This window comes from Serratia sp. CY38905 (genome assembly GCF_052168875.1).
In the GTDB taxonomy this organism is placed as follows: domain Bacteria; phylum Pseudomonadota; class Gammaproteobacteria; order Enterobacterales; family Enterobacteriaceae; genus Serratia; species Serratia sarumanii.
This window is the reverse complement of record NZ_JBJNLV010000001.1, coordinates 481,564-507,546: the sequence shown is the minus strand read 5'-3', so window position 1 is coordinate 507,546 and position 25,983 is coordinate 481,564. Positions and strand designations below refer to the sequence as shown.

Below are 25,983 nucleotides of genomic sequence, written 5' to 3'. Positions count from 1 at the left end.
CACACTACGCGCCCTTTATCGAACGAAAAACCGGATGCCATGAAGCTCAATGTGATTTGTTACGCCCTGCTGGGCCTGGCGCTGGTCGCCAGCCTGTTCTCGCTGCATCCGGTGTGGATGTGGTTGCTGCTGGCTAACCTGCTGACGTTTCTGATCTACGGCGGCGATAAGCTGGCGGCGCGCAAGGGGTGGCGGCGGGTGCCGGAGGCGACGCTGTTGCTGTTCGGCGCGCTGGGCGGGTGGTTGGGCGCACTGGCGGCACAGCAGCTGTTTCGCCACAAAACCCAGAAGCAGCCGTTTAAAACCTGGTTCATCCTCAGCGTGGCGCTCAACCTGGTGGCGGTGCTGGGGCTGTGGTACTGGGTTTATGGCCGCTGGATCTTCTGATTACAGCAGCAGCGGCAGGGTGGCGCTGGCGGTGGCCTGCATCGCCTGAGCGTAGGCGGGATCGCGCCGAGCCAGTTCGGCGATCATCAACTCCACCAGCAGCATGGCGCCGACCTTGGCCGGCAGGGCGCCGGCGGTCAGCGGCCCTTCCGGTTTGGCCGCCACCAGCAGCGTATCCGCCAGCTTGGCCAGCGGGCTGCGTTGGGTGTTGCTGACGGCGATCACGCGTGCGCCGCGCCCTTTGGCCAATGCCACCGCATGCAGCACGTCCTTGGTGGAGCCGGAGCTCGAGATGACGATCAGCAGATCCCGCTCACTCAGCGAGGTGGCGTTCATCGCCGCCCGGTGCATGTCGCTGAACAGCTGCGCCGGTTTGCCGAGGCGCAACAGTTTGTAGTGCAGGAAATCGCCGATGATGGCGCTGGCGGCGACGCCGTAAATCTGCACCGAAGCGCAACGCTGCAGGCTGTCCGCCGCCTGTTGCAGCGCCTGCGGATCCAACAGCGCGCCGGTATCCCGCAGCGCCTGAACGCTCTCTTCCAGCAAATTTTCCGTCGCGCTTTGCCGCGTCGTCGCCTCCGGCTGGCTTTGTTGCAGGCTGAGGGCCAGCGCCATTTTAAATTCGGTATAGCCTTTGCAGCCCAGATGGCGGCACAGCCGCGTGACGCTGGCTTCGCTGGTGGCGCTTTCACGCGCCAGTTCGGTGATGGTCAGGTAAACGGCGCGGGAGGGCTGCGCAAGAAGATAGTTGCCGAGCTTTTGCAGCGTGGGGCTGTACCCCGCCAAATCCTGCCGCAGCCGCAATAACAAGTTGCCTGTATTCATCACGTTACCTTTCTGAGTATTCCCGTTTCTATTGTGGCGGAAAGACGCCGCCGCTCGCCAGCGAAATCGACGGATTGTGAAGCCGATCATCGTTATGAATAAAATTTTCATTAAATTAATTTTAATGTGGTAAAAATTTTCATCATAAAAATGATAGCGGGGAAAAATTTATGTCAACACCAGAATTGTCGCGCTCCGGCGGCTGGTTCGAAAAAGCCCAGCTGTTCGGCAAATCGTTCATGCTGCCGATCGCCGTGCTGCCGGCGGCCGGCCTGCTGCTGGGGATCGGCGGTGCGCTGTCCAATCCCAATACCGTCGAGGCTTATCCCTTCCTCGATGTTGGCTGGCTGCAAAGCGTATTTACGGTGATGGCCAGCGCCGGCGCCATCGTGTTCGCCAACCTGGCGGTCCTGTTCGCGGTCGGCGTGGCGGTGGGGTTGGCCAAAAGCGACAAGGGCACGGCGGGGCTGGCCTCGCTGATCGCCTACCTGGTGATGAACGCCACCATCAATGCGCTGTTGAAAATCAACGGCACGCTGGCCGCGCAGAACGCCGGCGCGGTGGGGCAGGGAACGATTCTCGGGATCCAGACGCTGGAGACCGGGGTGTTCGGCGGGGTGGTCATCGGTCTGGTGACCTGGTATCTGCACGGTCGCTACAACAAGATAGCGCTGCCGCCGTTCCTGGGCTTTTTCGGCGGATCGCGCTTTGTGCCGATCGTCAGCTCGCTGGCGGCGATGGCGGTCGGCGCCCTGATGACCGTGGTGTGGCCGCCTTTCCAACGGCTGATCTTCGGCATGGGCGGGCTGGTGGACGCCAGCGGCTATCTCGGCACCTTTATCTACGGCTTCGTATTGCGCATGCTCGGGCCGTTCGGCCTGCATCACATCTTCTACCTGCCGTTTTGGACCACCGCGCTCGGCGGCAGCGAAGTGATCAACGGACAGCTGGTGGAAGGCACGCAGCGCATTTTCTTCGCCCAGTTGGCCGACCCGAATACGCAGCAGTTCTACATCGGCACGGCGCGCTTCATGTCCGGCCGCTTTATCACCATGATGTTCGGCCTGGTCGGCGCCTGCCTGGCGATGTACCAAAGCGCGCGCCCGGAGAACCGCAAACGCGTCGGCGGGCTGCTGCTGTCGGCGGCGCTGACCTCTTTCCTGACCGGCATCACCGAACCTATCGAATTCTCGTTCCTGTTCATCGCGCCGGCGCTGTACGTGGTGCACGCGCTGTTCGACGGCCTGGCGTTCGCGATCGCGCACATTCTGCATATCACCATCGGCCAGACGTTCTCCGGCGGTTTTATCGATTTCATGCTGTTCGGCGTGTTGCAGGGCGAAGCGAAAACCCACTGGATGTATGTGCCGCTGGTCGGGGTGCCCTGGTTCTTCCTGTACTACTTCACGTTCCGTTTCCTGATCCTGCGCTTCAATTTCAAAACGCCGGGGCGCGAGGTGGAAACCGCGCCGGAAGCGGTGACGACCGGCACCGAACGCTCGCAGCAGGTGCTGGCGGCGCTGGGCGGCAAAGAGAATATCGTCGAACTGGATTGTTGCGCCACGCGGCTGCGCGTGACGGTAGAACAGAGTCGGTTGCTGGACGAAAGCGGGCTGAAGGCCAGCGGCGCGCGGGCGGTGATCGTTCGCGGCAACGGCGTTCAGGTGATCTATGGACCGCACGTGACCATTATTAAAAACGAAGTCGAGGAGTTGTTGGATTTATGACGCTTTCCATTTTGCAGCAGATTAAGGGCCGGCTGGTGGTGTCTTGCCAGGCGCTGGACGACGAGCCGCTGCACAGCGATTTTATCATGGCGCGCATGGCGCTGGCGGCCGAGCAAGGCGGTGCGGCGGCGATCCGCGCCAACGGCGTCGAAGACGTTAAAGCCATCCTGCGCACGGTGGCGCTGCCGGTGATCGGCATTATCAAGCGCGATTATGCCGGCAGCGATGTCTATATCACGCCGACCCTGCGTGAAATCGATGAGCTGATGACTGCGGCGCCGCAGATGATTGCGCTGGACGCTACCGGCCACCGGCGGCCAGGGGAGCTGCAGCTGGCGGCGCTGGTTGCCGCGATCCGCGCCAGGTATCCCCGGCTGCTGTTGATGGCGGACATCGCCACCGTGGAAGAAGCGCAAGAGGCTGCCAGGTTGGGGTTCGACTGCGTGGGCACCACGCTGCACGGCTATACCGCCGAAAGCCGGGGCGCCCGACTGGCGGAGGACGATTTCGGCTTTCTGCGTGCGGTGCTGGCGGCGGTGCCGGTGCCGGTCATCGCCGAGGGCAATGTCGAAACGCCGGCGATGGCCGCGCGCTGCCTGGCGCTGGGGGCGCATGCGGTGGTGGTGGGCGGCGCCATTACGCGCCCGCAGCAGATCACCCGCCGCTTTGTCGAGGCCATCGGCGGGCGGTGAAGGGCTCCCCGGCGCGCCGGGGAGGGGAAATCAGGCGTGCTGCTGGAGGAACTCCCGCCACAGCTCGACCACCCGCTGCAGATCCTGACGGCTGACGTCGAGGTGGGTCAGAATGCGCGTCAGCGGGCCGCTGCTGATCAGCACGCCGCGTTCGCGCATCCACGGGCCGAATTTGGCCGCCAGCGCCGGCGATTGGCGCAGGTACAGCACGTTGGTCTGTGCGCCGGGTTCGGCAACCTCCACGCCGATCTGCCGCAGCTGTTGCTCCAGCCAGACCGCGTTGTCATGGTCTTCGCGCAGCCGCGCGACGTTATGCTCCAGCGCGTAGAGGCCGGCCGCCGCCAGGATGCCGGCCTGACGCAGCCCGCCGCCGGTCATCTTGCGCCAGCGCAGCGCGCGCTGAATGAAGGCCTCGCTGCCGCACAGCAGCGACCCGACCGGCGCGCCCAGCCCTTTCGACAGGCAAATGGTGAAGGTGTCGCAGTATTGCACGATCTCTTTCAGCGGCAGGTTCAGCGCCACGGCGGCGTTGAAGATGCGCGCGCCGTCGATATGCAGCGCCAGCTGCCGCTCGCGGGTAAACTGCCACGCCTGCTGCAGGTAAGCCTGCGGCAGGACTCGGCCGCCGATGGTGTTTTCCAGGCTCAGCAGCCGGGTGCGGGCGAAGTGGATATCGTCGGGTTTGATGGCGGCGGCGAGCTTGTCCAGCGGCAGCGTGCCGTCCGCGTCGGCCTCGATCGGCTGCGGCTGGATGCTGCCCAGCACCGCTGCGCCGCCGGCCTCGTATTTATAGTTGTGCGCCTGTTGGCCGACCAGATACTCGTCGCCGCGCTGGCAGTGGCTTAGCAGCGCCACCAGGTTGGCCTGGGTGCCGCTGGGCAAAAACAGCGCCGCCTCTTTGCCCGACAGGCGCACCGCCTCGGCCTCCAGCGCGTTGACCGTCGGGTCATCGCCGTAGACGTCGTCGCCGACCTCTGCCTGAGCCATCGCCTGGCGCATGGCGGCGCTGGGGCGGGTGACGGTGTCGCTGCGTAGATCGATAAGCATAGGGTTCCTGGAATGTAAGGGAGAGGAAAAGGGTACATGGCATCATATACCCTTATTTCACCGGGGGGCAGCTTGCTTAGCGCAGCCAGTTGGTTTTCGCCAGCTCGACCACTTCGTCGCCGCGGCCGTTGATGATGGCGCGCAGCATGTACAGGCTGAAGCCTTTCGCCTGTTCGAACTTGATCTGCGGCGGCATCGCCAGCTCTTGCTTGGCGGTGACCACGTCCAGCAGCGCCGGGCCGGGGTGCGCCAACATCTCCTGCAGCGCGCCGTCCAGATCCGAGGCTTTTTCCACGCGGATGCCCTTGATGCCGGCGGCGTTGGCGATCGCCGCGAAGTCCGGGTTATGCAGATCGGTGCCGTCGGTCAGGTAGCCGCCGGCCTTCATCTCCATCGCCACGAACCCCAGCACGCTGTTGTTGAACACCACGATTTTCACCGGCAGCTTGAGCTGCGCCAGCGACAGGAAATCCCCCATCAGCATGGTGAAGCCGCCGTCGCCGCACATGGCGATCACCTGTTTATCCGGCGCGGTGGCCTGGGCGCCGATCGCCTGCGGCATGGCGTTGGCCATCGAACCGTGGTTGAACGAACCGAGCAGGCGGCGCTTGCCGTTCATTTTCACGTAGCGGGCGGCCCACACCGTCGGCGTGCCGACGTCGCAGGTGAAGATGGCGTCGTCGCTGGCGTACCGGCTGAGCTGCTGCGCCAGATACTGCGGGTGGATCGGCTGGTCGTCGTTGGCGGTCGCCAGCCCGTCGAGATCCTTGCGCGCGTTGCGGTAATGCTCCAGCGCCTTGTCGAGGAACGCCCGGTCGCGCTTGGGCTCCAGCTGCGGCAGCAGGGCGGTGAGGGTGGTGTGGATATCGCCCACCAGCGCCATATTGACCGGGCAGTGTGCGCCGATGCTGCCGGGGTTGATGTCGATCTGAATGATGTTGGCGTTGGTGGGGTAGAACGCGCGGTAGGGGAACTGGGTGCCGAGCAGCACCAGCGTGTCGGCGTTCATCATCGCGTGGTAGCCGGAGGAGAAGCCGATCAGCCCGGTCATGCCGACGCTGTAAGGGTTATCCCATTCGATATGCTCTTTGCCGCGCAGCGCATGCACCACCGGCGCCTGCAGCAGCTCGGCCAGCTTGACCACCTCATCGTGCGCGCCGGCGCAGCCGCTGCCGCACATCAGGGTGATGTTCTTCGCCTTGTTCAGCGTCTCCGCCAGCTTGTTCAGCTCGCTCATCGGCGGCTGCACCAGCGGCAGCGCCGGGGTATGCCAGGTCAGGGTCGCGTCTTCCGGTGCCATGCGCAGCGCCACATCGCCCGGCAGGACCACCACCGAGACGCCGCAGTTGAGGATCGCCTTGCGCATGGCGATCTCCAGCACGCGCGGGAGCTGTTCCGGATTGGAAACCAGCTCGCAATAGTGGCTGCATTCGCGGAACAGCTCCTGCGGATGCGTTTCCTGGAAGTAGCCGCTGCCGATTTCGCTGGAAGGAATGTGTGCGGCGATCGCCAGCACCGGCACATGGTTGCGGTGGCAGTCGAACAGCCCGTTGATGAGGTGCAGGTTGCCGGGGCCGCAGGAACCGGCGCACACCGCCAGCTGGCCGGTGAGCTGGGCTTCGGCGCCGGCGGCGAAGGCGGCCACCTCTTCATGGCGGGTGCCCAGCCATTCGATGGTGCCCATGCGGTGCAGGCTGTCGCTCAGGCCGTTGAGCGAATCGCCGGTCACGCCCCAAATGCGTTTTACGCCGGCTTGATCCAGCGTTTTGGCGATCAGTGTGGCTACGGTTTGCTTCATGGTTCCCCCAAACATGGTTTAAAAAACGATGTGTACTCGATCCGGTGAGCGGCAGCAGAACAACTGCAAGCATAGCTTACCGGCGGTGGACGAGATGCGGTCAGGAAGGGTAAAGAGCGTAGGACGGGGGAAAGTGTAACCGGGCGGGGAGGGGGGAACTTGCCGATAAATGCCCCATCGCGGAGATGGGGCCAGGGGATCACGCCAGCGTGACGTCGCCCCGCAGCTGGCAACTGCAGGCCAGCACGTAGCCTTGCGCTATTTCTTCCGCGCTCAGCGTCATGGTGCTGGTGGTGATGTAGTCGCCCTCGAGGATGCGGGTTTTGCACGAGCCGCACACCCCGGCGCGGCAAGCGGCGTTGACCGGCAGGGCATTGGTCTCCATCGCCGCCAGCAGCGTGCTGCCGACCGGCACGCGGAATTCGCGCAGCGGGCGGGCGGCGCGCAGCGTCAGCCCTTCAGTGGCATCGACCTGCGTTGTCGGCGTGTGGAACTGCTCTTTATGGAAACGCTCGGCGGGCACGCCGAGCCGACGGCACAGCTGCTCCACCTGTTCCATGTAGGGCGCAGGGCCGCAGGTCATCACCGTGCGTTCGGCGATATCCGGCGCCGCCTGCCGCAGCGTCTGCTCATCGATGCGGCCGCTGAGGTAGCCGGGTTGCAGATCCCGCTCGGCCATCAGCGTCAGGCGCAGCTGCGGATGGGCAGCGCACAGCGCACGCCACTGATCGGCGAAAATCGTGTCGGCGGGGGTGCGCACGTTAAAGATCACGGCGATATCGCAGGCCGGACGGTTGGCGGTCAGCCAGCGGCACATCGAGACGATCGGCGTCACGCCGCAGCCGGCGGCCAGCATCAGATAACGATCGGCCGGGTGGCGCTCGCAGCTGAACTCGCCCTGCGCGTCGGACAGCCACAGCGTGTTGCCGGGCTTGACCTCTTGCGTCAGCCAGCGCGATCCGACGCCGTCCGGCAGGCAGCGCACGCTGATGCTGAGAAAGCGGCTCTGGCCGGGCGAGGAGGAGAGCGTATAGGCGCGCAGCGTCTCCTCGCTGTTGCGGATGCTGACCAGCGCAAACTGGCCCGCCTGATAAGGGTAGAAAACGTCGCAGATCAGGTTCAGCGTCCAGACGTCGGCGGTTTCGCGCCGGATGGAATGTACCTGCATGCGGTTCGGGCAAAGCGGAGTGGGTTGAGTCATCGGGGCACCTCAAAAAGCAAAGGGGCCGGCGCAGGCGGCCCCATAACGTAATGGCATCAGGCGAGCAGCGCGTTGATATCCTGCTCGACGGTGGTGATCGGACGCAGGCCGAATTTCTCGTTGAGGATCGCCATCAGGTTGTCGGTCAGGAAGCCCGGCGCGGTCGGGCCGGTGACGATGTTTTTCACCCCCAGCGACAGCAGCGTCAACAAAATGACGATAGCCTTCTGTTCAAACCACGACAGCACCAGGCTGAGCGGCAGCTCGTTGACGCTGCAGCCGAGCGTGTCCGCCAGCTTGACCGCCAGCATAATGGCGGAATAGGCGTCGTTGCACTGGCCGACGTCCAGCAGGCGCGGCAGCCCTTCCAGCGTGCCGAAGTCCAGCTTGTTGAAACGGTACTTGCCGCAGGCCAGCGTCATGATCAGGCAGTCTTGCGGCACGCTGCGGGCGAAGTCGGTGAAGTAGCTGCGCTCGTCGCGGCTGCCGTCGCAGCCGCCGACCAGGAAGACGTGGCGCAGTTTTTTCTGCGACACCAGATCGATCACCGTGTCGGCGGCGTTCAGCAGCGTCTGGCGGCCGAAGCCGACGGTGATCAGATGCTCGATCTCGGTATAAGGGAAGCCGTTCATCCCCTGCGCCTGGCGGATCACGGCGCCGAAGTCGTCGCCTTCCAGATGGTTGACGCCCGGCCAGCCGACGATGCTGCGGGTCCAGATGCGATCGCCGTAGTGGCCGACGTTAGGATCGATGATGCAGTTGGAGGTCATCACGATCGGGCCGGGGAATTTGGCGAATTCCGTCTGCTGGTTCTGCCAGCCGCTGCCGTAGTTGCCCACCAGGTGCTTGAATTTTTTCAGTTCCGGATAGCCGTGCGCCGGCAGCATTTCGCCGTGGGTGTAGACGTTGACGTTTTGCCCTTCGGTTTGTTCGAGCAGCATGCGCAGATCTTTCAGATCGTGGCCGGAGATCAGAATGGCTTTCCCGGCCACCGGGCGCACGTTGACCGCGCTGGGCTGTGGATCGCCGTAGGCCTGGGTTTCGCCGCGATCGAGGATCGCCATCACGTTGAAGTTCATCTTGCCGATGCCCATGGCGTTGTTCAGCAGGGTGTCGACGTCGCGCGGCCGGGTGCCGAGCCAGGCCATGAAGGCGTGGTAGTCGGCATAGAGCTGCTCGTCGAACTGGCCGAGCACGTGCGCGTGTTCCATATAGGCCGCCGCGCCTTTCAGGCCGTACAGGCACAGCATGCGCAAACCGTGGACGTCGTCGCCGACCTCGGCCTTGTCGCCGTTGAGGGCAAACTGCGCCGCCTGTTGCAGCAGCGCAGGCATATCGTCACCGGCCAGCTGCAGCGCCGCCATCGGGTGATCGACGCGCACGCCGGCATCCAGCAGCCGGCAACGGGCAGCCAGCGAATCGCGCAGCAGCAGGGTTTCGCGCGCGTAGCCGATGATGCGCTGGGAGTCGAAGTTGACGTTGGTCAGGGTGGAGAAGAAGGCGCGCGGGGCGAAGCTGTCGATCTCGTGATCGACGATGCCCAGCGAACGCGCCTGCAGTGCCCAGGCGGAGAGGCCCTGTAGCGCCGCCACCAGCAGATCCTGCAGATCGGAGGTTTCCGCCGTCTTGCCGCACATGCCCTGAGCATACGCGCAGCCGTTGCCTGCCGGGGTACGGATGGTTTGTTCACATTGCACACAGAACATAGTCGCTTCCTTTTATTTTTAAAGTTGCATTTGTAATGCTTGTTTAAAAGCATAGATCGGCGATCGGGGTTGCAAAAGGCTTTTGTGCGACTACTGCGGGCAAGTTTGATTTAGCGCAATTTTGCCGTGCGGATGGGAATTATTACGCTTTGGGGACCGGGCGGCCCCCAGGGGAGAGGATCAGGAGAACAGGGCGATCAGCACCGGCGCCAGCAGGCTCAGCAGGAAGCCGTGCACGATGGCGGGGGGCACCATGTCCAGCCCGCCGCTGCGCTGCAGCACCGGCAGGGTGAAGTCCATCGAGGTGGCGCCGCACAGGCCGAGGGCGGTGGAGCGGCTGCGGCGCACCAGCGTCGGGATCAGCATGATCGCCACCAGCTCGCGCGCCAGATCGTTGAAGAACGCGGCGCTGCCCATCACCGGGCCGTAGGCGTCGGTGATCAGAATACCCGACAGCGAATACCAGCCGAAGCCGGAGGCCATCGCCAGCCCGGCCTTGACCGGCAGCCCCAGCAGCTGCGCCGCCAGCGCGCCGCCGGCCAGCGACGCGACGGTCACCACCAACGCCACCAGCGTGCCGCGGCGGTTGAGCACGATCTGGCGCAGCGTCATGCCGCTGTTGCGCAGCTGAATGCCGACCAACAGCAGCAGGAAGATCAGCGCATATTCACTGCCTTTATGGGCGAACTGCAGCCATTGCCACTGTGTCAGGCCGAGCAGGAAGCCGCCGAGCACCACGCCGCACAGCTTGAGCGACTCCAGCGCCATGTGCACGCGCGAAGGCAGCTTTTCCTGTTTATGGCTGCTGCGCCACGGCATGCGCCGCTCCAGCAGCGCCAGCAACAGCAGATTGGCGCAGAGAATGCAGAAGAAGAACACCGCGCTGTATTGGAAGATCAGCACCAGGTTGCTGCTGAGATCTTCCATGAACGCCAGGCTGATACCCATGAAAAACAGGATCACGTACACCATCCAGCTCAGCAGCCGGTTGATCAGCACCAGCAGCGGGCGATGGCGTAAGGGAATGAGGTAACCGACAATCAGCGGTAACAGAATAATCAACAGTCCTGAGTACATGGTGCAGCTTGTGTCCTTGAGTTTTGACGCGCGCCGAACGGCGGCGAGGAGCACACGCTAACCAAAAGCCCGGCCGGAGTAAAGCGGCAGATTTGACGTTGGCCGCTTGACCTGCAAGGGGTTTTTTGACCATGCTCTGTGAAGGTTGCCTCATTGACGAGGCGACGGCGCGCACGGGAGGCGGCGGATGTTCTTGGAGCGTATCGAAATTGTAGGTTTTCGCGGCATTAACCGGCTGTCCCTGATGCTGGACGACAACACACTGTTGCTCGGCGAAAACGCCTGGGGTAAATCCAGCCTGCTGGATGCGCTGACGCTGCTGCTGGCGCCGGAGCAGAAGCTGTATCGGTTTGAGGCGCACGACTTTCATTTCCCCCCCGGAGAAGAGGCGGCCAAAGAGCGCCACCTGCAGGTGGTGTTCACCTTCTGCGAAAAAGACATCGGCCATGCGCACCTGCCGCGCTATCGCCACCTGACGCCGCTGTGGGTCAAGGGCGAAGATGGTCTGAGCCGCATTCATTACCGCTGCGAAGGCGAGCTGGCCGACGACGGCACGGTGTGCACCTGGCGCGGTTTTCTCGACGCCGACGGCAACGCCTTTCAACTGCACCATATCGAACAGCTGGCCCACGCCATCATCCGCATTCATCCGGTATTGCGCCTGCGCGACGCGCGCTTTATTCGTCGCCTGCGCCCCAGCAGCCTCGGCGATGAACGCAAACCCGATACCCAGGCGCTGGCGCAGCAGTTGGATCAGCTGACGCGCGAGCTGGTGCGCAATCCGCAGAAGCTGACCAACGGCGAACTGCGTCAGGGGCTGGCGGCCATGCAGCAACTGCTGGAGCACTACTTCGCCGAGCAAAGTTCGCAGGTGACGCGGCCGCGCCGCCGCGGCGGCGAACCGGAGCAGGATGCCTGGCGTGCGCTGGACGGCATCAACCGTATGGTGGCCGAGCCGAACAGCCGCAGCATGCGCCTGATCCTGCTGGGGATGTTTTCCACCCTGCTGCAGGCCAAGGGCGACGTTAAGCTGGATGCGCATGCACGGCCGCTGCTGCTGGTGGAAGACCCGGAAACTCGCCTGCACCCGATTATGCTGTCGGTGGCCTGGGGGCTGCTCAATCAGCTGCCGCTGCAGCGCATCACCACCACCAACTCCAGCGAACTGGTGTCGCTGGTGCCGGTGGAGCACGTCTGCCGGCTGGTGCGCGAGTCGGGGCGGGTCGCGACCTACCGTCTCGGGCCGCGCGGGCTGAGCGCCGAAGACGGGCGGCGCATCGCGTTTCACATCCGTTTCAACCGGCCGTCGTCGCTGTTCGCCCGCTGCTGGCTGCTGGTGGAGGGCGAGACCGAAGTGTGGCTGCTGAACGAGCTGGCGCGGCAGTGCGGCTACCATTTCGAGGCGGAAGGGGTGCGGGTCATCGAGTTCGCCCAGTGCGGCCTGAAGCCGCTGCTGCGCTTCGCTCGCCGCATGGGCATCGAGTGGCATGCGCTGGTGGACGGCGATGAGGCGGGCAAAAAGTACGCCAATACCGTGCGCAGCCTGCTGGACAATCATGAAGACAACGAACGCGATCGGCTGACCGCGCTGCCGGCGCCGGATATGGAACACTTCATGTTCCGCGAAGGGTTCGGCCCGGTCTATCACCGGATGGCGTCGGTGCCGATCAACGCGCAAATGCCGGTGCGCAAGGTGATCCTGAAAGCGGTCCACCACTCGTCGAAGCCGGATCTGGCGATCGAGGTCGCGATGCAGGCCGGCGAATGGGGCACGGACTCGGTGCCGCCGCTGCTGAAGAAAATGTTCTCACGGGTGATCTGGCTGGCGCGCGGCCGGGCGGACTGACGACGGCCCACCGGGCGTTATCGGGCGCAGAAATGCGCCGCCAATCCCTGTTCCAGCTCGTCCAGCAGCTGATAGCGGCGGCGATACTCAGCGCGCTTCTTGCTGGCAACCTCTTCGAGAGGTTTGCGGGCGATGCGCGCGGGCAGCAGGAAATAGCCGCTGTCGAGCGGTTTGGCGCCCATCGACAGCCAGAACTGATCGTAATCGGCGTGCAGTTGATCCTTCTTCTTACTCTGGTAACGCCAGTTTTGATAGATATGGGTGGCGTTGCCGACCGCTACGATCTGGCGGATGCCGAGGTGCCGCGCCAGCGTGCAGATGCCTTCCAGCACCAGCCGTTTGGGGAACAGGCCGTGACACTCTTTGGTGGTGTGCTGGATCTCGGCGTGCGGCACCTCATGGTTTGCGCCCTGCAGGCCGCCGATAAACAGCGTCGGCTGCTGCTGATAATGCATCAGCGCAAAAGTGATCTCCGCCAGCATCACGCCGTTGGCGTTGCGCAGCAGCAGCGTGGCTTCCCCTTCCTTATTCAGCTTGTCGATCGCCGCCAGTTCCAGCGCGATCGGCGCTTCGTTTTTGCCCATCGCGCGGGCCAGCACGAAAGGCTGCGGGCCGAGGTGGCCGAGGCGCATCTTCAGCGGCATGCGCTGCGCGATGAGATCGTAATGATCGCGCAGGGCGAACAGGCATTCTATCTTGCTCATGTTGGCCGCCAGGTACGGGCGATGCAGTTTGCACGGCAGGTTCGGCTGCGCGCTCAGGATCTCCTCCCGCAGCGGGTTGCTGGCCAGGGTGCTGAGCAGGCCGCTGGTGGTGCGCCAGTTGAGCAGCGAACGGCCGAGAAACTTCAGGCGAAACGCGGGCTTTTTCCAGGCGTTGCTTGGCGCCTTTTCGCCATTGATCAGCGCCGTCATCAGTTGCCAGCCGTTAAGCGGCCGGGCGGAGGCGAGTGGGTAGCTGAGCTGTGACATGATGAAATCCTTGGCTGTATTGAATGGCGCTATTTCATCAAGGCTTCACTAAACGGGAGTTCAATGCTGAACTGTAACCAGGCGTGTCTCCACATTGTGTTGAGCTAAGGTTTAGTTATTCCCTACGGTGCGTGCTAATTTAGCTCCGCCGCCGCAATGGGCGGTTGATATTCACAAGCACAGGCAGGTCAATTTTGACAGGGTTTACAGGACATAAACGCCGCTGGATACTCGTTCTGGCGGTCATTGCGGCGCTTGCCGCGGCGGCCGTTTGGCACTTTCGCCATCCGGCGCCAACCGATTTCAAAACGGTGAAAGCCAGCAAACGCGATCTGCAGCAGAACGTGTTGGCGACCGGCCAGCTGGACGCGGTGCGCAAGGTTGACGTCGGCGCGCAGGTCAGCGGGCAGTTGGAAAAGCTGTATGTCGAGATCGGCGACAAGGTGAAGAAAGGCCAGTTGCTGGGCGTTATCGATCCGCAACAGGCGCAGAACAGCATCCGCGAAGGCGAGGCGACGCTGCGTGAACTGCATGCGCAACTGCTGCAGGCGCAGGCCGAACAGCAGCTGGCGGCGGTCACGCTGCAGCGCAACCAGGCGCTGGCCAAGCTGCAGGCGGTGTCGCGCCAGGATCTGGATCAGGCGGCGACGCAGCTGGCGGTGAAGAAGGCGCAGGTGGGCACCATCAATGCGCAGATCGCGCGGAACCAGGCCAGCCTGGATACCGCCAAGATCAACCTGGCCTATACCCGCATCGAGGCGCCGATGGATGGCGACGTGGTGCAGATCACCACGCTGCAGGGCCAGACGGTGATCGCGGCGCAGCAGGCGCCGAACATTCTGACGCTGGCGGATCTCGGCACCATGCTGGTGAAGGCGCAGGTGTCGGAGGCCGACGTCATCAACCTCAAGCCGGGTCAGAAGGCCTGGTTCACGGTGCTGGGCGATCCGACCCGGCGCTTCGACGGCGTGCTGAAAGACATTCAGCCGACGCCGGAAAAGGTCAACAACGCCATCTTCTATTATGCGCGTTTCGAAGTGCCCAACCCGGAAAGGCTGCTGCGCTTGCAAATGACGGCGCAGGTGCATATTCAGTTGGCCGGCGTCGAGCAGGCGCTGGTGATCCCGCTGGCGGCGCTGGGCGATCAGATCGCCGACAATCGCTACCACGTCTCGGTGCTGAAGCAGGGCAAGGAAGAGAAGCGCGAGGTGGCTATCGGCCTGCGCAACAATATCGACGTGCAGATCCTCAGCGGCCTCGAGGCGGGCGATGAGGTGATCGTCAGCCGCGGCGGCGTGGAGGCCGGCTGATGGCGGCGCTGTTGCAGCTGAGCGGCATTCGCCGCAGCTACCGTTCCGGCGAGCAGACGGTGGAGGTGCTGAAGGGGATCAGCCTGAGCATCGATGCCGGTGAAATGGTGGCGATCATGGGGGCCTCCGGCTCCGGCAAATCGACGCTGATGAACATTCTCGGCTGTCTGGACAAGCCGAGCGCCGGCGTGTATCGGGTGGCCGGGCAGGATGTGGCGACGCTGAGCGACGATGCGCTGGCGCAGCTGCGGCGCGAGCATTTCGGCTTTATCTTTCAGCGCTATCATCTGCTGCCGCACCTGAGCGCGGCGCACAACGTCGAAGTGCCGGCGGTGTACGCGGGGCTGGGCAAAGCGGCGCGGCGCGAGCGGGCGGAGGCGCTGTTGCGGCGTCTGGGGCTGGGGGAGCGCGTCAACTACCGGCCGAGCCAGCTTTCCGGCGGCCAGCAGCAGCGCGTCAGCATTGCCCGCGCGCTGATGAACGGCGGGCAGGTGATCCTGGCGGATGAACCGACCGGCGCGCTCGACAGCCACTCCGGCGAAGAGGTGATGGCGATCCTCAAACAGCTGTGCGCCCAGGGCCACACGGTGATCCTGGTGACCCACGATCCGGCGGTGGCGCGCCAGGCGGAGCGGATCATCGAGATCCGCGACGGCGAGATTATCGCCGATTCGCGCCCGGCACCGCAGGAGAATGCGCAGGCCAAGCCGCTGGCGCTGGCCACCGCGGCACCTTCCTGGCGGCAGATAGGCGGCCGTTTCCGCGAGGCGCTGGTGATGGCCTGGCGCGCGATGGCGGCCAACAAGATGCGCACCGCGCTGACCATGCTCGGCATCATTATCGGCATCGCTTCGGTGGTGTCGATCCTGGTGATCGGCGACGCCGCCAAGCAGATGGTGCTGGCGGACATTAAATCTATCGGCACCAACACCGTCGATATCTATCCCGGCAAGGACTTCGGCGATGACGATCCGACCTACCGGCAATCGTTGAAATACGGCGATCTCGATGCGCTGCGCGAACAGCCGTACATCAGCGCGCTGTCGCCGAGCATCAGCAGCAGCATGCGGCTGCGCTTGGGCAACGTCGACGCGGCGGCCAACGTCAACGGCGTCAGCGAGCAGTTCTTCCGCGTGTACGGCATGAGCTTTACCCAGGGCGTCGGCATCGACTCGATGCAGGTGCAGTCGCAGGCGCAGACGGTGGTGATCGACGCCAATACCCAGCGGCGGCTGTTCCCGCACCAGAAGAACGTGGTGGGCGAGGTGATCCTGGTAGGCAACATGCCGGCGACGGTGGTCGGCGTGGCCAGGGAGAAGCAGTCGATGTTCGGCAGCAGCAAGACGCTGAACGTGTGGGTGCCTTACAGCACCATGGCCAACCGATTGATGGGCAACAATTATTTTGACTCGATCACCGTGCGCATCCGCGACGGCTACGACAGCAAGGAAGCGGAACAGCAGCTGTCACGCCTGTTGACGCTGCGCCACGGCAAGAAGGACTTCTTCACCTATAACATGGACAGCCTGGTGCAAACCGCCGAGAAAACCACCCGCACGCTGCAGCTGTTCCTGACGCTGGTGGCGGTGATTTCGCTGGTGGTCGGCGGCATCGGCGTGATGAATATCATGCTGGTGTCGGTGACCGAACGCACGCGCGAGATCGGCATTCGCATGGCGGTGGGTGCCCGTTCCGGCGACGTGTTGCAGCAGTTCCTGATCGAAGCGGTTCTGGTCTGCCTGGTGGGGGGCGCGCTGGGGATTACGCTGTCGTTCGCCATCGGCCTGGCGGTGCAGCTGGTATTGCCGGGCTGGCAGATCAGCTTCCCGCCGGCGGCGTTGCTGAGCGCGTTCCTCTGTTCTACCGGCATCGGCGTGGTGTTCGGCTATCTGCCGGCGCGCAATGCCGCGCGGCTGAATCCGATCGATGCGCTGGCGCGCGAGTAGGTAACAGGCATAAAAAATGCCAGTCACACGGCGGCTGGCATTTTTATCGCAGTCACGCTCAGTGCAGCGCGACTTTGCCGGAAGCGTTTAGGACAGCGCCTCGCTTTCCACCGGCACAATAAGACTGGCATGGTTCCCTTTCGGCCCTTGATGCACGTCGAAGCTGACCTGCTGGCCCGCCTTCAACGTTCTGTAACCATCCATCTTGATGGTGGAATAATGCGCGAAAATATCTTCGCCGCCGCCGGCTGGGCAGATGAAGCCAAAACCTTTGGCGTTGTTAAACCATTTAACAGTACCCGTCTCCATGCTTTTACATCCCTCGCAACGCTATTTTAAGTGAGATGAATAACTGATTTCGCACCCGCCGTGGGCGGGTAGCAGGGTGGACAAGGGGTGGTTAAAAGACCACCAGCCACGAATTTACACTCTAGAGCAAATGATCGGGGCGTCAAGGGATCGGCTTTTGTCGGCGGGGAGCAGTTCACCAAAGTTTGAAGCAGGTAACGCTATTGCCACGATTCAGTCACAATTGGCCCGTTTTTTTGCGCACGTTACAGTGCGGCGGGACGAAGCCGAAGATGATAAAATAGTAACTATCCCCACTTTGAATAACCGAAACCTGCCCCCATATCTGAGGGCAGAGCAGAGAAGATGAGCAGCGATGGGCAATAACAACGACTGGCTAAACTTTGAACACTTGGCCGAAGAAAAACAAATCGATGCGGTAAAACCGCCGTCTATGTATAAAGTTATACTTAACAACGACGATTACACACCGATGGAATTTGTGATTGACGTTCTGCAAAAGTTCTTTTCTTATGATATTGAACGCGCAACGCAACTGATGCTCACGGTCCACTATCAAGGCAAGGCGATCTGTGGTGTTTTTACCGCCGAGGTGGCGGAAACCAAAGTCGTCCATGTGAACCGGTACGCAAGGGAGAACGAGCATCCGTTGCTTTGTACGCTGGAAAAAGCCTGAATAAGGCAATCTATTGGGGAGGTGCTTATGCTCAATCAAGAACTGGAACTCAGTCTCAACATGGCTTTCGCCAGGGCGCGTGAGCACAGACACGAGTTTATGACCGTGGAGCACCTGTTGCTGGCGTTGCTGAGCAACCCTGCCGCGCGAGAAGCGCTTGAGGCATGTACGGTGGATCTGGCCGCGTTGCGCCAGGAGCTGGAAGCCTTCATCGAACAAACCACACCGACGCTGCCCGCCGGCGAAGAAGAGCGCGACACTCAGCCGACGCTCAGCTTCCAGCGCGTGCTGCAGCGCGCGGTCTTCCATGTGCAATCTTCCGGCCGCAGCGAAGTGTCCGGCGCCAACGTGTTGGTGGCCATCTTCAGCGAGCAGGAGTCGCAGGCGGCCTATCTGCTGCGCAAACACGACGTCAGCCGTCTCGACGTGGTGAACTTCATTTCACATGGCACGCGTAAAGACGAGCCGGGCCAAGCGCCGAATGCGGAAAACCCGGTGAACGAAGAGCAGTCCGGAGGGGAAGACCGTATGGAAAACTTCACCACCAACCTCAATCAGTTGGCCCGTGTGGGCGGCATCGATCCGTTGATCGGCCGCGATCGTGAGCTGGAGCGCGCGATTCAGGTGCTGTGCCGCCGTCGTAAAAACAACCCGCTGCTGGTCGGCGAATCCGGCGTCGGCAAGACCGCCATCGCCGAGGGCCTGGCCTGGCGTATCGTGCAGGGCGACGTGCCGGAAGTGATGGCGGACTGCACGCTGTATTCGCTGGACATCGGTTCACTGCTGGCCGGCACCAAATACCGCGGCGACTTCGAGAAGCGCTTCAAGGCGCTGCTCAAGCAGCTGGAGCAGGATCAGAACAGCATTCTGTTCATCGATGAAATTCACACCATCATCGGCGCCGGCGCGGCTTCCGGTGGGCAGGTGGATGCCGCCAACCTGATCAAACCGCTGCTGTCGAGCGGCAAGATCCGGGTGATCGGCTCGACCACCTACCAGGAGTTCAGCAACATCTTCGAAAAGGATCGTGCCCTGGCGCGCCGTTTCCAGAAGATTGACATCACCGAACCGACGGCGGAAGAGACCGTTCAGATCATCAACGGTCTGAAGACCAAGTATGAAGCGCACCACGACGTGCGTTATACCGCCAAGGCGATCCGCGCTGCGGTGGAGCTGTCGGTGAAATACATCAACGATCGTCATCTGCCGGACAAGGCGATCGACGTGATCGACGAGGCGGGCGCCCGCAGTCGGTTGATGCCGGCCAGCAAGCGCAAGAAAACCGTCAACGTGGCCGATATCGAATCCGTGGTGGCGCGCATCGCTCGCATCCCGGAGAAAACCGTGTCGGCCAGCGATCGCGACGTGCTGAGAAACCTGGGCGATCGCCTGAAGATGCTGGTGTTCGGCCAGGATCAGGCGATTGAAGCGCTGACCGAAGCGATCAAGATGAGCCGCGCCGGCCTGGGCCACGAGCGCAAGCCGGTCGGTTCCTTCCTGTTCGCCGGGCCGACCGGGGTCGGGAAAACCGAGGTCACCGTACAGTTGGCCAAGGCGATGGATATCGAGCTGCTGCGTTTCGACATGTCCGAGTACATGGAGCGGCATACCGTCAGCCGTCTGATTGGTGCGCCTCCGGGCTATGTCGGTTACGATCAGGGCGGGCTGTTGACCGATGCGGTGATCAAGCATCCGCATGCGGTGGTGCTGCTCGATGAGATCGAGAAGGCGCACCCGGACGTGTTCAACCTGCTGCTGCAGGTGATGGACAACGGCACGCTGACCGACAACAACGGCCGCAAGGCGGACTTCCGCAACGTGATCCTGGTGATGACCACCAACGCCGGGGTGCGGGAAACCGAACGCAAATCGATCGGCCTGGTGCAGCAGGACAACAGCACCGACGCGATGGAAGAGATCAAGAAGGTGTTTACGCCGGAGTTCCGCAACCGTCTGGACAACATCATCTGGTTCAACCATCTGTCTACCGAGGTGATCCAGCAGGTGGTCGACAAGTTTATCGTCGAACTGCAGGCGCAGCTGGATGCGAAGGGCGTCTCGCTGGAAGTGAGCGACGAAGCGCGCGACTGGCTGTCGGTGAAGGGCTACGACCGCGCGATGGGCGCTCGTCCGATGGCGCGCGTCATGCAGGAAAATCTGAAGAAACCGTTGGCCAACGAACTGCTGTTCGGCTCGCTGGTGGACGGCGGCTCCGTGAAGGTCGAGCTGGACAAGGACAAGAAACAGCTGACCTACCACTTCCTCAGCGCCGCCAAGCGCAAGGCGGACGAGGGCGCGGTGCACTAAGGCCGCCTTCAGGCAAAGAAAAAGCGATGCTTCGGCATCGCTTTTTTTATGGGTGAGATTCACCGTACAACAGAAACGAGTGAGCCCTCTCAGTTTACCTGCGCACCTGCAACCCGTTGTGTAACGTCGCTGCGGGGGTAAACGGAAAGGGCTCCCGAGGGATTACATCCTCGATGCCGCCAACGTGTGGCGCGCGGTGAGCCGATTAACGGCTACGGAAGACAATGCGGCCTTTGCTCAGGTCGTACGGGGTCAGCTCTACAGTGACTTTGTCGCCCGTCAGGATGCGGATATAGTTTTTACGCATTTTACCGGAGATGTGTGCGGTTACCACGTGCCCGTTTTCCAATTCAACGCGGAACATGGTGTTCGGCAGCGTATCAAGAACGGTGCCCTGCATTTCAATATTGTCTTCTTTGGCCATCGAATCCTCTAGGTCTAACTACCTTAGTTTTTAACCGGCAAGATAATGCCGAAAAACCCCCATTATGTAAAGATGTGTCGGTGAACATTGCACCGTTTCCACCAATTAGTTTACTGGAGAGGGCGGTTCAGCCGGCTGTGGGGATATGACTTGCGGCTCCCAGCACGCCGGCGCCAAAGGCCGCCGTTGAAGGGTGCTGAGCTGCTGCAAAAATTGACGGCGCGGAATTTCACGCGCGCCAAGGCGGGCAGTGTGAGCGTTCAGCACCTGGCAGTCAATCAATTCCCCGCCATAAGCGGCAAAATGGCGGCAAAAGGCCACCAATGCGCATTTTGAGGCGTTGGTGACGCGGCTGAACATCGATTCGCCGCAGAACAACGCGCCCTGCGCCACGCCATACATGCCGCCGACCAGTTGATTATCCTGCCATACCTCCACCGAGTGCGCGTAGCCGAGGCGGTGCAGATGCTGATAGGCGCGCTGTACCTCCGGGCCGATCCAGGTGCCTTCATCCGGCCGGTGGGCGCAGGCGGCGATCACCGCGGCGAAGTCGTGATTGAGCGTGATGCGAAACGGATCGTGGCGCAAAAAGCGTTTCAGGCTGCGGTTGAGATGAAACTCTGTCGGGAACAGCACCGCACGCGGATCGGGCGACCACCACAGGATGGCTTCCCCCGGCGAATACCAGGGGAAGATGCCGCGCTCGTAGGCCGCCAGCAGCCGCGGCGCCGTCAGGTCGCCGCCGATAGCCAGCAGGCCGTTAGGGTCGCGCAGGGCGCTTTCAGGCGAGGGGAACGCCAGCGACTGTGGGGAAAGCTTCACGATGCGCATACGGGGTCTCTGCGTCCTCTACGGGCCGATTACGGCGCCAGGTTGCTGATACGGTTGCGAAAGCGGGCATAGCGGCCCTGCCGGCGCATCAGGGTGGCGTGATCGCCCTGTTCGACAATCCGGCCGTCGTCCATTACGCAAATGCGGTCGAGATGCTCCAGGCCGTACAGACGGTGCGTCACCAGGATCAGCGTTTTACCCTGACAATGCCGGCGCAGCAGCGCCAGGATCTGCTGCTCGGTTTCGGCGTCCAGCCCTTCAGTCGGTTCGTCGAGCAGCAGCAGCGGGGCCGGGTGCAGCAGCGCGCGGGCGATGCCCAGGCGGCGCTGTTCGCCGCCGGACAGCTGTCGGCCGCCTTCGCCCAGCCAGGCGTTCAGCCCGCCGTCGCTGTCCCGCAATTTATCCAGCCCCACCTGCCGCAGCACTTCGCTCAGGCGAGCGTCGTCGGCATCCGGCGCGGCCAGCCGCAGGTTTTCCCGCAGCGTATCGCTGAAGATATGCACCCGCTGGCTGACGACCGTGGTCATCCGACGCAGCGTGGCTTCATCATAATCCTCCAGCGGTTCGCCGTTGAGCAGAATTTTTCCGCCGTCGGTGCGCCAGGCGCGGGTCAGCAGCTGCAGCAGGGTGGACTTGCCGCAGCCGGTGCGGCCGAGCAAAGCGATGTGTTCGCCGGCCGCGACCTCGAGCGTGACGTCGCGCAGCACCGGCTGCGGTTGGTCGGGGTAGGTGAAGCTCAGCTGCTGCAGGCTAAGCTGAGCCCGATCGGCGGCGGCCGGGCCGGCGGCCGGGAAGGTGACCTCCGGCTGACGATCGATGATCTGCTTGACCCGCGTGGCGGAGGCAATGACCTGGCCGAGGTGCTGGAAGGCGCCGGCGACCGGCATCAGCGCTTCGAACGACGCCAGCGCGGCGAAGACAAACAGCGCGATCAGCGCGCCGGGCTGGGTATCGCCGCCGATGCCGGCGGCGGTCAGCCACAGCAGCAGCGTCACCGTCAGCCCGCTGGCGAGGATCATCAGCGCCTGCGCCTTGCCGCTCAGCGAGGCCTGCTGCCACTGGCGGCGTTGCCACCGCTGTTCGGTGGCGTTCAGCGTCTGGCGGAAGTCGTTGACGGCGCCGAACACCACCAATTCCGCCTGCCCCTGCAGCCAGGCGGTCAGGTCGGTGCGGTATTGGCCGCGCAGCGCGGTAAGCTGGCCGCCGATCGGCTTGCCGGCGCGATAAAACACCGGCGGCACCAGCAGCAACAACAGCAACAGGATGCCGCCCAGCGTCAGGGCGAGTGCAGGATCCAGCCAGCTCAGGCCGTAGGTGACCACCAGGATCACCACCGCTGCGCTGATCAGCGGCGAGATCACCCGCAGATAAAGATGATCCAGCGTGTCCACGTCCGCCACCAGGCGGTTGAGCAGCTCGGCCTGGCGGAAACGGGCGATGCCGCCCGGCGTCAGCGGCAGGATCTTGCTGAAGGTGAACACCCGCAGATGCGACAGCACGCGGAAGGTGGCGTCGTGGCTGACCACGCGCTCGGCATAGCGCCCGGCGGTGCGGAAGATTGCCGCGCCGCGCACGCCGGCGGCCGGCAGCATGTAGTTAAAGGTCAGCAGGCCCGCCAGTCCGGCCAGCGACGAGGCGGCCAGGAACCAGCCGGAGAGCGCCAGCAGGCCGATGCTGGCCAGCAGAGTGACGATCGCCAAGAGGATGCCGAGGCTAATCAGCAGGCTATGGCGGCGGTACAACGCCAAAAAAGGCAGCAAAACGCGCATGATTAAAGCTCCCCGCGGCGATGGGCGATCAGAGTGGCGAACAGGCCCGGCTGGGCGCTGAGGGTGGCGTAATCGCCCTGTTGCACGATGCGCCCGTTATCCATCACCCAAATCTGATCGTAGTCTTCGGTGTCTTCCAACTGGTGCGTCACCAGCAGGGTGGTTTGCTGATGCGAAGCGGCGTTCAACGCCTGCATCACCCGCTGCTCGCTGTGGGCATCGAGGCTGGCGGCCGGTTCATCCAGCAGCAGCAGGCGGCGCGGGCCGATCAGCGCCCGGGCGACCGCCACGCGCTGCGCCTGGCCGACCGACAGGCGGGCGGCGTTGTCGCCCACTTCGGTGTCGAGCCCCTGCGGCAGATAAGGGAGCAATTCGCTGACGTAGGCGTGTTCCACCGCCTGCTGCAGCTGCGCTTCGTCGGCCAGCGGGCAGCCCAGCAGGATATTGGCGCGCAGGGTTTGCGCCGGCAGGTGCGGGTTCTGACCGACCCAGCTCAGCTGCTGGCGCCAGTTTTCTGCGGACAGGTCACGCAGCTCTACGCCGTTGACGGTCAGCGATCCGCGATAGGGCAGGAAGCCGAGCAGCAGATTCAGCAGCGAGCTTTTACCGGCGCCGCTCAGCCCGACCAGCGCCACGCGCTGCTGCGGTTGCAGGGTGAAGCTCAGCGGCCCGGCCAGCAGTACGCCGTTCGGCGACAGGATTTCCAACGCGTTCGCCTGCAGCGTCAGCGGTTGATCGGCGGGCAGTTGCCGCGTGCCGTTGCCCATCTGCTCGCCTTCTGCGCTGAGGAAGGTTTCCAGCGCTTCCGCCGCGCCGACCGCCTGCGCCTTGGCATGGTAGAAGGTGCCGAGATCGCGCAGCGGTTGGAAAAACTCCGGCGCCAGAATCAGCACCAGAAAACCGGAAAACAGCGTTACCCCGAGGCCGTAGCTGCCGAAGTTGAGTTCGCCGAGGTAGGAAAAGCCGAAGTACACCGCCACCACGGCGATGGAGATCGAAGCGAAGAACTCCAGCACGCCGGAAGAGAGGAAGGCCATGCGCAGCACTTCCATGGTGCGGCTGCGGAAGTCTTCGGAAGATTTGGCGATCTGCGCGGTTTCGGCCTGCGCGCGGTCGAACAGCCGCAGGGTGTCCAGGCCGCGCAGGCGGTCGAGGAAGTTGCCGCTCAATCGCGCCAGCGCCACGAAGTTGCGGCGGTTGGCGTCGGCGGCCCCCATGCCGACCAGCACCATGAACAGCGGGATCAGCGGCGCGGTCGCCAGCAGAATGATGCCTGCGGCCCAATTGATCGGGAAGACGGCGATCAGGATCAGCAGCGGGATGAAGACCGCCAGATACATCTGCGGCAGATAGCGCGAGTAATAGTCCTGCATATCCTCGATCTGCTCGACGATGATGCTGGCCCAACTGCCCGCCGGTTTGCCCTGGATCCAGGCTGGCCCGAGCTGCTGCAGCTTATCCAGCACCTGTTGGCGCATGCGCTGGCGGATCACCTGGCCACACCGGAAACCGACCCGTTCCCGCAGCCAGCTCAACAGCGCCCGCAGCGCGAACGCGGCTGCCAGCCAGATAAACGAAGGGATCAGCTGTTCGCGCGGGGTATGCTCGATGATCAGGGCGTGCAGCAGGCTGGCCAACAGCCACGCCTGCGCCACGATCAGCAGGCCGCTGAACAGCCCTAACAGCATGGAAAGGCGCAACCAACGCTGCGCTAACGAACTCTGGGTTTTAAGCCAACGGGTTAACTGTTGCTGTCTGGTTTTTTTCATCAGATATGCGTCTGCGTCGCCGGCGCCCGTTTGTTACGGGCTGGGTTAACGTACTGTTAAATAATAGTGTTTGGCGCAATCGGCGACAAACAAGCGAGGCCCCATGTTACCTCGTCACCCGGCAGACTGAAAATAATAAAGCGGCCAAATGTGGCTATAACAGACGCGAGAAGGGGAGTACGGAGGGGGGAAACAAAAAAAGCGGCTCGAGAGCCGCTTTTTGCTGATGAAGAGAACGTTTTAGCAGACTTCTGCGCCGGCGATGCCGTCCAGGTAACGCTCCGCGTCCAGCGCCGCCATACAGCCGGTGCCGGCGGAGGTGATCGCCTGGCGGTAGATGTGATCCATCACGTCGCCCGCGGCGAACACGCCGGGGATGGTGGTTTGGGTCGCATTGCCGTGAATGCCGGACTGCACTTTGATGTAGCCGTTTTCCAGCTCCAGCTGGCCGCCGAAGATGCCGGTGTTCGGGCTGTGGCCGATGGCGATGAACACGCCGGCCAGTTCCAGTTCACGGGTTTCGTTTTCCGCTTTGGTGCTGCGGATACGCACGCCGGTCACGCCCATTTCATCGCCCAGCACTTCGTCCAGCGTATGGTCGGTGTGCAGCACGATGTTGCCGCTTTTCACTTTTTCCATCAGCCGGTCGATCAGGATCTTCTCCGAGCGGAAGCTGTCGCGGCGGTGGATCAGGTGAACCTCGGCGGCGATGTTGGACAGGTACAGCGCTTCTTCAACGGCGGTGTTGCCGCCGCCGATCACTGCGACTTTCTGGTTGCGGTAGAAGAAGCCGTCGCAGGTCGCACAGGCGGAAACGCCTTTGCCCTTGAAGGCCTCTTCGGAAGGCAGGCCAAGATAGCGGGCGGAGGCGCCGGTCGCGATGATCAGCGCGTCGCAGCTGTATTCGCCGCTGTCGCCGAACAGGCGGAACGGACGCTGCTGCAGATCGACGCTGTTGATGTGATCGAAGACGATTTCGGTCTGGAACTTCTCCGCATGCTCGCGCATGCGCTCCATCAGCGCCGGACCGGTCAGGCCTTCGGCGTCGCCCGGCCAGTTTTCCACTTCAGTAGTGGTGGTCAGCTGGCCGCCTTGTTCCATACCGGTGATCAGCACCGGGCTCAGGTTGGCGCGCGCCGCGTAAACGGCGGCGGTGTAACCGGCCGGGCCGGAGCCCAGAATCAGTAATTTGCTATGTTTAGCCGTGCCCATGAATAACCTCTTTATTCCACAATGGCGGACAATGAAGCCGATTGTAGGGAAAATGACGCAGTAAAAAAAGCGCCGGGCGACGTTGTTAACGATTTGTATGATAGTTGTCGCCTATTAATGCACCCGCTGTCGGCAAATCGTACGCCGAACGCA

The 25,983-nt window shown here is 62.9% G+C and carries 21 protein-coding genes; 8 read left to right on the top strand and 13 right to left on the bottom strand.

All coding sequences use genetic code 11. The features are described 5' to 3' along the window. Positions 1–39: 39 nt before the first annotated feature. The gene (locus tag ACJ8MK_RS02580) at positions 40–387 is read left to right on the top strand and encodes a DUF1294 domain-containing protein (RefSeq protein WP_033654657.1); all 348 of its coding nucleotides are present in this window, start codon (positions 40–42) and stop codon (positions 385–387) included. Here ACJ8MK_RS02580 and ACJ8MK_RS02575 read toward each other — a convergent pair whose 3' ends face one another. Continuing rightward, a complete protein-coding gene (locus tag ACJ8MK_RS02575) occupies positions 388–1,215 on the bottom strand; it encodes a MurR/RpiR family transcriptional regulator (protein ID WP_103798749.1) in 828 nt (275 codons plus the stop codon). It lies immediately after the preceding gene. A 167-nt stretch (positions 1,216–1,382) separates the two neighbouring features. On the opposite strand from ACJ8MK_RS02575, the gene ACJ8MK_RS02570 reads away from it, so the two are divergent. Further along, positions 1,383–2,939: a PTS transporter subunit EIIC gene (locus tag ACJ8MK_RS02570; protein ID WP_442517474.1), complete on the top strand. Its 1,557-nt coding sequence runs from the start codon at positions 1,383–1,385 to the stop codon at positions 2,937–2,939. Further along, a complete protein-coding gene (locus ACJ8MK_RS02565) occupies positions 2,936–3,631 on the top strand; it encodes an N-acetylmannosamine-6-phosphate 2-epimerase (RefSeq protein ID WP_033646654.1) in 696 nt (231 codons plus the stop codon). The genes ACJ8MK_RS02570 and ACJ8MK_RS02565 overlap by 4 nt, the downstream gene beginning before the upstream one ends. 30 nt (positions 3,632–3,661) lie before the next feature. Here the strand turns inward: ACJ8MK_RS02565 and ltaE are convergent, their stop codons facing one another. The 5 genes from ltaE to ACJ8MK_RS02540 all read right to left on the bottom strand — a co-directional run bounded on the left by ltaE (position 3,662) and on the right by ACJ8MK_RS02540 (position 10,460). Beyond that, positions 3,662–4,678 carry a low-specificity L-threonine aldolase gene (gene ltaE / locus ACJ8MK_RS02560; RefSeq protein ID WP_197806589.1) on the bottom strand — a complete coding sequence of 339 codons (1,017 nt, stop codon included), beginning with the start codon at positions 4,676–4,678 and terminating at the stop codon, positions 3,662–3,664. Between the two features lie 76 nt (positions 4,679–4,754). Beyond that, positions 4,755–6,476 (bottom strand): ubiquinone-dependent pyruvate dehydrogenase, encoded by a 1,722-nt coding sequence (gene poxB, locus ACJ8MK_RS02555; protein ID WP_089187069.1) that lies wholly within the window; start codon positions 6,474–6,476, stop codon positions 4,755–4,757. Between the two features lie 199 nt (positions 6,477–6,675). Next, positions 6,676–7,677: an NADH oxidoreductase gene (hcr, locus tag ACJ8MK_RS02550; RefSeq protein ID WP_442517473.1), complete on the bottom strand. Its 1,002-nt coding sequence runs from the start codon at positions 7,675–7,677 to the stop codon at positions 6,676–6,678. 56 nt (positions 7,678–7,733) lie between these two features. Next, positions 7,734–9,383, bottom strand: a complete 1,650-nt coding sequence (gene hcp, locus ACJ8MK_RS02545; RefSeq protein ID WP_442517472.1) for a hydroxylamine reductase — start codon at positions 9,381–9,383, stop codon at positions 7,734–7,736. 180 nt (positions 9,384–9,563) lie between these two features. Continuing rightward, on the bottom strand, positions 9,564–10,460 hold the full coding sequence (locus tag ACJ8MK_RS02540; RefSeq protein ID WP_004928363.1) for a lysine exporter LysO family protein: 897 nt from the start codon (positions 10,458–10,460) through the stop codon (positions 9,564–9,566). Positions 10,461–10,647: 187 nt separating this feature from the next. On the opposite strand from ACJ8MK_RS02540, the gene ACJ8MK_RS02535 reads away from it, so the two are divergent. Beyond that, a complete protein-coding gene (locus ACJ8MK_RS02535; RefSeq protein ID WP_033637834.1) occupies positions 10,648–12,306 on the top strand; it encodes an ATP-dependent endonuclease in 1,659 nt (552 codons plus the stop codon). 17 nt (positions 12,307–12,323) lie between these two features. Here ACJ8MK_RS02535 and ACJ8MK_RS02530 read toward each other — a convergent pair whose 3' ends face one another. Then, positions 12,324–13,277 carry a VirK/YbjX family protein gene (locus ACJ8MK_RS02530; RefSeq protein ID WP_060428369.1) on the bottom strand — a complete coding sequence of 318 codons (954 nt, stop codon included), beginning with the start codon at positions 13,275–13,277 and terminating at the stop codon, positions 12,324–12,326. A gap of 194 nt (positions 13,278–13,471) precedes the next feature. On the opposite strand from ACJ8MK_RS02530, the gene macA reads away from it, so the two are divergent. Together macA and macB are read left to right on the top strand one after the other, a co-directional pair. Further along, on the top strand, positions 13,472–14,587 hold the full coding sequence (gene macA, locus ACJ8MK_RS02525; protein WP_033637836.1) for a macrolide transporter subunit MacA: 1,116 nt from the start codon (positions 13,472–13,474) through the stop codon (positions 14,585–14,587). After that, positions 14,587–16,533, top strand: a complete 1,947-nt coding sequence (gene macB, locus ACJ8MK_RS02520) for a macrolide ABC transporter ATP-binding protein/permease MacB (RefSeq protein ID WP_442517471.1) — start codon at positions 14,587–14,589, stop codon at positions 16,531–16,533. The genes macA and macB overlap by 1 nt, the downstream gene beginning before the upstream one ends. A gap of 87 nt (positions 16,534–16,620) precedes the next feature. Here macB and cspD read toward each other — a convergent pair whose 3' ends face one another. Beyond that, entirely contained in the window at positions 16,621–16,842 is a 222-nt protein-coding gene (gene cspD / locus ACJ8MK_RS02515) for a cold shock-like protein CspD (RefSeq protein ID WP_004928349.1), read from the bottom strand. Between the two features lie 355 nt (positions 16,843–17,197). On the opposite strand from cspD, the gene clpS reads away from it, so the two are divergent. Together clpS and clpA are read left to right on the top strand one after the other, a co-directional pair. Beyond that, positions 17,198–17,518, top strand: a complete 321-nt coding sequence (clpS, locus tag ACJ8MK_RS02510; protein ID WP_004928347.1) for an ATP-dependent Clp protease adapter ClpS — start codon at positions 17,198–17,200, stop codon at positions 17,516–17,518. 27 nt (positions 17,519–17,545) lie between these two features. Next, on the top strand, positions 17,546–19,825 hold the full coding sequence (clpA, locus tag ACJ8MK_RS02505) for an ATP-dependent Clp protease ATP-binding subunit ClpA (protein ID WP_025302261.1): 2,280 nt from the start codon (positions 17,546–17,548) through the stop codon (positions 19,823–19,825). A gap of 205 nt (positions 19,826–20,030) precedes the next feature. On the opposite strand, the gene infA is transcribed toward clpA, so the two are convergent. From infA to trxB, 5 genes are all read right to left on the bottom strand, one after another. Continuing rightward, positions 20,031–20,249, bottom strand: coding sequence for a translation initiation factor IF-1 (infA, locus tag ACJ8MK_RS02500; RefSeq protein WP_002211347.1), 219 nt, complete (start codon positions 20,247–20,249; stop codon positions 20,031–20,033). A 105-nt stretch (positions 20,250–20,354) separates the two neighbouring features. Then, the gene (gene aat, locus ACJ8MK_RS02495) at positions 20,355–21,080 is read right to left on the bottom strand and encodes a leucyl/phenylalanyl-tRNA--protein transferase (protein ID WP_442517470.1); all 726 of its coding nucleotides are present in this window, start codon (positions 21,078–21,080) and stop codon (positions 20,355–20,357) included. Positions 21,081–21,109: 29 nt separating this feature from the next. Further along, a complete protein-coding gene (gene cydC / locus ACJ8MK_RS02490) occupies positions 21,110–22,849 on the bottom strand; it encodes a heme ABC transporter ATP-binding protein/permease CydC (RefSeq protein WP_442517469.1) in 1,740 nt (579 codons plus the stop codon). A gap of 2 nt (positions 22,850–22,851) precedes the next feature. Further along, positions 22,852–24,618 carry a heme ABC transporter permease/ATP-binding protein CydD gene (gene cydD, locus ACJ8MK_RS02485; protein ID WP_164134100.1) on the bottom strand — a complete coding sequence of 589 codons (1,767 nt, stop codon included), beginning with the start codon at positions 24,616–24,618 and terminating at the stop codon, positions 22,852–22,854. 240 nt (positions 24,619–24,858) lie between these two features. Next, positions 24,859–25,830 (bottom strand): thioredoxin-disulfide reductase, encoded by a 972-nt coding sequence (gene trxB, locus ACJ8MK_RS02480; protein ID WP_103830087.1) that lies wholly within the window; start codon positions 25,828–25,830, stop codon positions 24,859–24,861. Positions 25,831–25,983: the final 153 nt, after the last annotated feature.

Coding starts and splice junctions, on each gene's coding strand:
- ACJ8MK_RS02580 (WP_033654657.1), top strand. CDS start 40: ATGAAGCTCAATGTGATTTGTTACGCCCTGCTGGGCCTGGCGCTGGTC.
- ACJ8MK_RS02570 (WP_442517474.1), top strand. CDS start 1,383: ATGTCAACACCAGAATTGTCGCGCTCCGGCGGCTGGTTCGAAAAAGCC.
- ACJ8MK_RS02565 (WP_033646654.1), top strand. CDS start 2,936: ATGACGCTTTCCATTTTGCAGCAGATTAAGGGCCGGCTGGTGGTGTCT.
- ltaE (WP_197806589.1), bottom strand. CDS start 4,678: ATGCTTATCGATCTACGCAGCGACACCGTCACCCGCCCCAGCGCCGCC.
- poxB (WP_089187069.1), bottom strand. CDS start 6,476: ATGAAGCAAACCGTAGCCACACTGATCGCCAAAACGCTGGATCAAGCC.
- hcr (WP_442517473.1), bottom strand. CDS start 7,677: ATGACTCAACCCACTCCGCTTTGCCCGAACCGCATGCAGGTACATTCC.
- hcp (WP_442517472.1), bottom strand. CDS start 9,383: ATGTTCTGTGTGCAATGTGAACAAACCATCCGTACCCCGGCAGGCAAC.
- ACJ8MK_RS02540 (WP_004928363.1), bottom strand. CDS start 10,460: ATGTACTCAGGACTGTTGATTATTCTGTTACCGCTGATTGTCGGTTAC.
- ACJ8MK_RS02535 (WP_033637834.1), top strand. CDS start 10,648: ATGTTCTTGGAGCGTATCGAAATTGTAGGTTTTCGCGGCATTAACCGG.
- ACJ8MK_RS02530 (WP_060428369.1), bottom strand. CDS start 13,277: ATGTCACAGCTCAGCTACCCACTCGCCTCCGCCCGGCCGCTTAACGGC.
- macB (WP_442517471.1), top strand. CDS start 14,587: ATGGCGGCGCTGTTGCAGCTGAGCGGCATTCGCCGCAGCTACCGTTCC.
- cspD (WP_004928349.1), bottom strand. CDS start 16,842: ATGGAGACGGGTACTGTTAAATGGTTTAACAACGCCAAAGGTTTTGGC.
- clpS (WP_004928347.1), top strand. CDS start 17,198: ATGGGCAATAACAACGACTGGCTAAACTTTGAACACTTGGCCGAAGAA.
- clpA (WP_025302261.1), top strand. CDS start 17,546: ATGCTCAATCAAGAACTGGAACTCAGTCTCAACATGGCTTTCGCCAGG.
- infA (WP_002211347.1), bottom strand. CDS start 20,249: ATGGCCAAAGAAGACAATATTGAAATGCAGGGCACCGTTCTTGATACG.
- aat (WP_442517470.1), bottom strand. CDS start 21,080: ATGCGCATCGTGAAGCTTTCCCCACAGTCGCTGGCGTTCCCCTCGCCT.
- cydC (WP_442517469.1), bottom strand. CDS start 22,849: ATGCGCGTTTTGCTGCCTTTTTTGGCGTTGTACCGCCGCCATAGCCTG.
- cydD (WP_164134100.1), bottom strand. CDS start 24,618: ATGAAAAAAACCAGACAGCAACAGTTAACCCGTTGGCTTAAAACCCAG.
- trxB (WP_103830087.1), bottom strand. CDS start 25,830: ATGGGCACGGCTAAACATAGCAAATTACTGATTCTGGGCTCCGGCCCG.